The 7,667-nt window shown below is 46.6% G+C and carries 7 protein-coding genes; 3 read left to right on the top strand and 4 right to left on the bottom strand.

Features of this window, described 5'->3' with window-relative positions; translation table 11 throughout:
- The 3 genes from GX089_00075 to GX089_00065 form a co-directional block, all read right to left on the bottom strand.
- The coding region (locus tag GX089_00075) for a hypothetical protein (protein NLP00868.1) at positions 1-958 on the bottom strand (958 nt) is incomplete at its 3' end.
- Positions 955-1,203 (bottom strand): acyl carrier protein, encoded by a 249-nt coding sequence (acpP, locus tag GX089_00070; GenBank protein ID NLP00867.1) that lies wholly within the window; start codon positions 1,201-1,203, stop codon positions 955-957. The genes acpP and GX089_00075, both read right to left, overlap by 4 nt.
- Before the next feature lie 20 nt (positions 1,204-1,223).
- Positions 1,224-2,408 carry a hypothetical protein gene (locus tag GX089_00065; protein ID NLP00866.1) on the bottom strand — a complete coding sequence of 395 codons (1,185 nt, stop codon included), beginning with the start codon at positions 2,406-2,408 and terminating at the stop codon, positions 1,224-1,226.
- Positions 2,409-2,682: 274 nt separating this feature from the next.
- Here GX089_00065 and GX089_00060 point away from each other — a divergent pair, with 274 nt between their 5' ends.
- The 3 genes from GX089_00060 to GX089_00050 all read left to right on the top strand — a co-directional run bounded on the left by GX089_00060 (position 2,683) and on the right by GX089_00050 (position 6,436).
- A complete protein-coding gene (locus tag GX089_00060) occupies positions 2,683-4,779 on the top strand; it encodes a transketolase (protein NLP00865.1) in 2,097 nt (698 codons plus the stop codon).
- A gap of 93 nt (positions 4,780-4,872) precedes the next feature.
- Positions 4,873-5,403 (top strand): hypothetical protein, encoded by a 531-nt coding sequence (locus GX089_00055; GenBank protein NLP00864.1) that lies wholly within the window; start codon positions 4,873-4,875, stop codon positions 5,401-5,403.
- 253 nt (positions 5,404-5,656) lie between these two features.
- Positions 5,657-6,436: a TatD family hydrolase gene (locus tag GX089_00050; GenBank protein ID NLP00863.1), complete on the top strand. Its 780-nt coding sequence runs from the start codon at positions 5,657-5,659 to the stop codon at positions 6,434-6,436.
- A 43-nt stretch (positions 6,437-6,479) separates the two neighbouring features.
- Here the strand turns inward: GX089_00050 and GX089_00045 are convergent.
- Positions 6,480-7,667: bifunctional diguanylate cyclase/phosphodiesterase (locus GX089_00045; GenBank protein NLP00862.1), on the bottom strand; the 1,188-nt coding region annotated here is incomplete at its 5' end.

The raw sequence follows: 7,667 nt of genomic DNA, 5'->3' as shown, positions 1-7,667 counted from the left end.
GATGAAGATCGAGACTGGCCTGTGCCACAACCGACCTTAAAAGGCTCTCTATCTGTTTGCCATCCGGCTCCATCATCATCAGATTGTATGCTTCGAATTTTTCCTTATACGCTTTAATCTCAGCAAGTGGCACAGATCCGCGCAGTTCAGCCTGCTCAAGGGATTCGATCACAAACATCGCACAACCACCCTCAGAGAACAGAAATCCTGACCGGTTCTGATCAAACGGGCAGTTACAGCTCTCAACCGCAGTATTCTTTGTCAATGTTCCCGCAGAGTCAAATCCCCGGAAAATTCCGCCGGTTGGGTCGTGAAGGTACTCAACACCTCCGGCCAGAGCAAAATCTATTGTTCCCTCCGAGATTGCCCTGAATGCTTCACCAATAGCCATCGTTCCCGATGCACATGCGGTGCTTACAGTGCGGTTTATCCCATGAATCGAAAAACGAATTCCCAGAATATCGGCACTCCCGTTTATCATCATCATCGGGACAGTGAACGGGTTGTATTTGACAGGCGCAAAAAGGTTTTTCTGCATCGGTGAAATGTGTGTGGAATGGGCGGTCAGAAGAGAGGTTATTCCTCCTGCACCTGTGCCGATAAAAACACCTGATCTCCGCGGATCGACTCCATCCAGACGCATTATTTTCTTTTTGGGATCGATCTCTGTGTGTCCGATCCCGGAAAGACTTACTGCCTGAAAAGCAGCATCGAGCACCATTTGCTGACAAAGGTCAAGCTGCAGGTGGTCCGCTTTTGAAAGCCAGGATGAGGATGGTGAGTACTTGTCAAGAGGAGACCAGTAACGGGAACTGAAAGAGGAGTACTTGTTCCATTCCTCAGGAATGGGAACGATATAGTCTTTCATCTGCAGGCATGAGCCCCAGAATTCATCTGTTGTGTTACCCAGGGCGGAGATTACTCCTATTCCTGTTATGACAACTCTGTTTTTCATCATGCGACACTCTCTGCCCCGGTAAGCGCATCGAGCGCATCCTTTACGCACACTATACCTTCAGCCTGTTTGTCGGAAATGGAGATCTTGAACTCATCCTCCAGTGCCATTATCAGTGTCACTTTATCAAGAGAGTCAGCACCAAGATCCTCCACGAACCTGCTATCTTCTCTGATCTTTTCACAGTCGACTGCAAGAGTATCACTTATCACCTTAAGAGCACGGGAGATTACCAGTTCTTTCCGCATTTTGACCTCCGGTTATATGGCTAAAAGATGCTTCCATCATTCAATCCCTTCTCAAGAGATTCTATCTGTGAAATGATCTCTTTTTTATACTCAGGTTTTATGGTGACAGCATTCTTTGAATACTCTTCACAAAGGGAGCATGTTCTGCACTGTGATGAATCACATCCTTTTTTGAAAATTTTCCTTATATATCCATCGAGTTTTTTATTGTCGATATAAACCGGGGAATCCTCATCGAAGCGATCTATAAGTGCGCTGTCGATAAATTTCAATATTCTGATTACAGTGCCTGGTTTTATTTTGTCAGGACGGAAAAAGGGGAGAATTGTTTTATAACTCTTTATTCTGGCCACAGGTGCTATAAGCTCCATCAGATTTCCATCGAAACTGCGCTCCGCATAAGCTTTTACTCTTTTTATAAGCATCTCAGGAAAACAGGCCCGATCCACAATTTTGAAATGGTGGTAACCTGATTTTTCATACAGCGAGAGGTCTTCTGGACGAATCCATATCGATTTCAGGAAAAAGGATTTATCGCGTAAACGGTACGATGAGCAATGGAGGAAGCAGTAATCTAGGTTAAAGGAGTGCATCCTGGAACCCTCTCTGGATGCATGTGTCAGCATATTCATGTGCGCAAGTTCAAAGGGGCACTCCTGAAGGCAGCAGGCGTTAACAATAAGCTGCAGATCGCATTTTACAGAGGAACGGATACTCTTTAACAGATCGAATCTTCTGTTACAGGAGATTGCACTGATACAGAGTATATCTGCCCCCATCTCTTCCCACCACTGGGCAGCTCTGGGAGTGGAGATACGTGCGAACACACCCACACGGGTCTTGAAATGCGGGTAACTTGATTTGACAATTTTTAGAAGGTAGGGGACAGAAACAGTAACACTGTCGACATTCAGTTCAGAGAGATAATCCAGGAATCTGCGGATTTTTTTTTGCCCGTCACGGGTCTGCTCAAATCCATCGAGATTGGCTGCATTGAGAAGATAGTTGAATTCAATATTATGAGAATGTGCCTGTTCAACCGCTTTCTGAAGCATCTCCCGGTTCGCATCAGCCACCATATAGGTAGATCTTCCGCCGCCAAGTAGATCGCTTCCCAGTTTTCCGAAAACCTCTCTTACTTCTGGGAAGACAGAGAGCCCGGGGATAAGATTTGGATCAAAGGTAAAAGCTACACTCAGTACCATGATGCCTCTCGATAGTAGGGAACAGGTGATCAGAGGTAGATTGGGAAGCAAATTTAAGCCCAATTAGTGCTTGCCCCCTAAATCTACTGTCCCCTAAATCCCTAGCCCACTAAATCCCCCAAAGGGGGACTTTAGGAGGGGGCAGCTAGGTAATGGAGTGGAGGTGGAATCACAGTTCAGGCATTTAAGCATAGAACTGGAAAAAGCACCAACTCCCTCAGGGGCATGAATTATTTTAAAAATCTTTTTTTTCAAATCCAAGGAGTACTCATCAGTGAGCGGGAAAATTGACAGCAGAGCTGTGGATAACATTCGGGCTCTTACCGTTGCCATGGTTGAAAAAGCCAGATCAGGACATCCTGGCGGGGCGATGGGTGGAGCGGATTTCATTCATATACTCTATACAGAGTTTCTAAATTTCGATCCCACTGATCTCAGTTGGCCAAACAGAGACCGCTTCTATCTCGATCCGGGCCACATGTCTCCAATGCTCTACTCTGTCCTGGCGCTCTATGGAATTTTTTCCATCGATGAACTGAAAAATTTTCGTCAATGGGGGAGTACTACTCCGGGACATCCAGAACGGGACATTGAACGTGGAATTGAAAACACATCCGGACCCCTTGGTCAGGGACACGCCATGGCTCTCGGTGCTGCAATAGCGGAAAGGTTTATTGCTGCGCGTTTCGGAGAATGGACCTCGCATAAAATCTACGCCTATATCTCTGATGGCGGGATTCAGGAGGAGATCTCTCAGGGCGTGGGAAGGCTTGCAGGACACCTTGGTCTCTCAAACCTTATCATGTTTTACGATTCCAATGATATCCAGCTCTCCACCCCTGTAGATGAGGTGACAAGTGAGGATACAGCCCTGAAATACCAGGCCTGGGGATGGAATGTGATAACCATAAACGGCAATGTTCATGACCAGATCCGCTCAGCCTTGACAAGGGCTAATGAGGAGAAGGAGAAACCGACGCTCATCATAGGCAAGACTATCATGGGTAAAGGTGCTCTGGCCCCCGATGGAAGCAGTTTTGAGGGGCAGGTTTCCACTCACGGGATGCCTCTTTCAGACGCCGGGGGGTCAGTTGAAAAGACAATCAAGAATCTTGGCGGCGATCCGGAGAACCCCTTTGCGATCTATCCCGATGTAACAGAGCATTACAGGAAAATATCTGAGAAAAAGGCAGAGAGCGCTGCACAAAAGAAGGCCGAACAGAAAAGATGGGAAGAGAGAAACCCTGAGCTTTCGGCCAAATGGAGAAAACTCTGGTCTGGTGAGATTCCTGAGATCGACTGGGCATCGATTCAGCAGAAACCGGGTCAGGCGACTCGCACCGCATCCGGCAACGTTCTTGGGGTGTTCGGAGAGACTATCGACAATATGATAGTTTCATCGGCCGATCTTTGCAACAGCGATAAAACCGAAGGTTTCCTGAAAAAATCAAAAATCCTTAAAAAGGGTGATTTTTCCGGCGGATTTCTTCAGGCTGGTGTAGCTGAACTGACTATGGCATCGGTGATGAACGGGATGGCTGCTCACGGAGGTATAATACCTGTCTGCGCCACGTTTTTCGCTTTTTCAGATTATATGAAACCCGCTATACGCCTTGCGGCTCTGATGAATCTTCCGGTAAAGTATGTCTTTACGCATGACACTTTCCGGGTAGGTGAGGACGGGCCTACTCATCAGCCGGTAGAGCAGGAGACACAGTTAAGGCTTCTGGAGAAGATGGCGAATCTGGAGGGGAAGAGAAGTATGCTTGTGATAAGGCCTGCTGACTCTGCAGAGACAACTGTTTCCTGGAAAATGGCGATGGAATTTGAAGGACCTTGTGCTCTGATACTTACCAGACAGAATGTATCCGATCTTCCCCCAAAGCCGGGATCAAAAAGCAGGTTTGATGACGCACTGGGAGCATGCAGAGGGGCGTATATAGTTGCTGATTGTGATGGTCAGCCAGATTTGATTCTTTTGGGGAATGGCGCAGAAGTTGCTACTCTGATCGAGGGTGCTAAAAGACTTTCTGATGAGAAGGGGCTGAAGGTGAGAGTGGTTTCCGCTCCATCTGAGGGTGCCTTTTTCGATCAGGAACCTGAGTATCGTCAGGAGGTGATTCCCTGTGGAATTCCTGTCATGGGGTTGACTGCCGGGCTTCCTGCTGCAATTCAGGGGCTTGTTGGACCTCTGGGGAAGGTGATCGGTCTGGAGAGATTCGGCGCATCGGCACCATATAAAGTTCTCGATGAGAAATTTGGTTATAATGCTGAAAACGTTGTAAGGCAGGCTGTGATTTATCTGAAAGAATACGAGAAGATGGTAAGTAGTATCATTTCTCGGGAGACTTGCAGGGGCCTGGCCAAATAAATCTCGATTATCTTTACAGGCTTCACCCCTGATCTTTTCTAATCCATTATGACTTCCTGAAATTTACTGCAACACTAAAAAGGCGCGGTTTGTATGAAAATAGGAATTGTGAGTGACACTCACCGGAATAAAGAGTATCTGAACAATGCTGTGGACTGGATGATTGAGAAGCAGAAGATCGCTGCTTTGTATCATCTGGGTGATGATTACGATGATGTGTCTGATCTGGGCGATCGTTTTCTGGAGATCGTTCAGGTGCCCGGTATCTACGATCAGCGGTATAAAGACGGCTCTCTCCAGGCAAAAACCTATGAAATGGTACTTGGACTGACTGTCATGCTGGTACACAGCTACGAAAAGGATGTTACAGAAGAGGATATTACCAAATCAGACATCATCTTGTTCGGACATACTCATCACTGGAAACTGGAGCTTGAAGACGGACGGCTTTTCATGAATCCGGGACATCTCAAAGGACCTCTTGATAAAAACATGCCTCCCACATTTGGAATGCTCAACATCATGGACCGGGAAGTGGTCGCAACGATCTACGGGCTTAATTTCAAGCCGATTCAGACTCTGGAGATTGTGAGAGCCGAGAGCGGGCTTTATAAGGCTTCGTGAGAAAACAATCTAACTAAGCTACAACAAAAGTTCTGGGTCGGTATCGGTATCGAAACCCTCTTTCTCAATCGATTTTCTAAAAACAATCGGAAAATCTGATATTGGGTATCTGGTACTATTTTGCTCTTTTCGCTTTCAGCATTAGCAGTGCTTGTAATCGTACATCCGTTTTTCCTTAAAAATGGAGCCTTTTGATTACCTCTCTTAGAAGACTTTCTTGCAGTGAGTAAATTCCGGCCTTATTTTCTCATCCATGAACCTTTTTGACTCCCACTGCCATCTTCAGGACAAACGCCTTGGCGATGATATTTCTGCTGTAATTGACCGTGCGGAAAAGGCTGGAATTAAGAAGATCCTATGCTGTGGTTCAACCGAAGAGGACTGGGATGAGGTAGCACGATTATCTGGACAGTTCCCGGTTGTGATCCCTGCTTTCGGACTTCATCCCTGGTACATAGATGGGAGAAGCGAAAAATGGCTTTTCAGGCTCGAGGAGATGCTGCGCTCTTTTCCGTCGGCAGCTGTAGGGGAGATAGGGTTGGATCATGCAATTGACAGAGTAAATAATTCCGGGCAGTTGGATGTTTTTTCTGCTCAAATAGACCTTGCAGCCAGGTATAAGCGCCCGGTATCGATACACTGCCGCAAAGCATGGGGAGATTTGATCTCTGTTTTTGAAGAGAGAGATCATGTGTTTCAGGGAGGAGTTATCCATTCTTACTCCGGTTCTGCAGAGCTTGTTGACAGATTAGAAAAACTTGGTTTTTACATCTCTTTTTCCGGCTCAGTTACATTTAAGAGGAACAGAAAGGCGCAGGAATCGGTCAAAAGAACCAGGACTGACAGGCTTCTGGTGGAGAGTGACAGCCCGGATATTCCTCCTTATGGTGTTGTGGAAGCAAATGAACCCTGCAATATGGTAAGGGTTGTAGAGAGAATTGCTGAGATCAGAGGGGTTGACCCTCAGGAAATAGCTAAAGTAACATACAAGAATGCTGAAAGGGTTTTTACCCGGTTATCTGCACTTGACTAAATAGTAAAATGTTTCCCCGTTAGTTCTTCGTTTAAGATCTGTTTCAGGATTCTTTGGCAATTAGCTTTTCAAATTCCTCTCCGGTTACAGGTGGGCTGAAGAGGTATCCCTGCACCATTTCGCATCCATGCTCCAGAAGAAACTGTGCCTGATGTCTCTGCTCTACACCTTCGGCTATGACCTTGAGTTTGAGGCTGTGTGCCAGGGCGATGATAGCCAGTACGATAGCGGAATCGTTGGCATCGGTCTGGATATCCATAACAAACGATCTGTCGATTTTCAGTGTATCAATGGGAAATCTCTTAAGATAGCTCAATGAAGAATACCCGGTACCAAAATCATCGATCGATATGTGAATCCCCATCGACTTTAATTCATGAAGAGTCTTGAGAGTAAGTTCCGGGTTTTTCATACCCAGACTTTCAGTTATTTCAAGTTCGAGAAACTGAGGTGGAAGGTTTGTTTCCTGCAGTACTCTGCTTACAGTGGAGACAAGGTCCTGTTGCTGGAATTGTCGGGCGGAGAGGTTGACTGCGATTACGATCTTCCGGCCATAATCGAGCCATCCTTTTGCCTGGAGACATGCGGTTTTCAGCACCCATTCTCCGATGGGCAGAATCAAACCTGTGTCCTCAGCTATCGGGATGAACTGGGCAGGGGAGATCATCCCCAGGTCGGGTTGCTTCCACCTCAGAAGTGCCTCGGCTCCGATTATTTTTTCTGTTGCCAGATCTATCTGGGGCTGATAGTAAACGATCAGTTCATTGTTTTTCAGTGCTTTCCGAAGATTATGCTCGACAGTAAGCTGTTCGAAAGCACGGGCATTCATGGTGGGTTTGTAGTGCTGGTAATTATTTATCCCCATTTCCTTTGCCCGGTTCATTGCCGCCTCAGCATTCTTCAGCAGCACCTCCATATCTTCACCATCGGTTGGAAAGATGCTGATTCCTATACTTGCGGTGACATAAAGCTCACGATCAGAGAGTTGTAATGGAAGGGAGCAGACTGCCAGGATTCTTTTGGCTACCCTTGCGGCATCCTGTGGTTGCGCGATTTCTTCAAGCACAATTGCGAATTCATCATCTCCCAGCCTGAACACCGCATCAACATCCCTGAGGCAGGACCTGATCCTGGTGCTTATGGTTTGAAGAAGAGCATCGCCGGCTCCAAACCCCAGAGTGTCATTGATAATCTTGAATCTGTTGATATCAAGAAGAAGAACGGACATGAG

The sequence above is a fragment of the Fibrobacter sp. genome (assembly GCA_012523595.1).
Classification (GTDB): Bacteria; Fibrobacterota; Chitinivibrionia; order Chitinivibrionales; family Chitinispirillaceae; genus JAAYIG01.
Note: the sequence above shows the minus strand (reverse complement) of the source record. Positions and strands in the feature narration are given on the sequence as shown.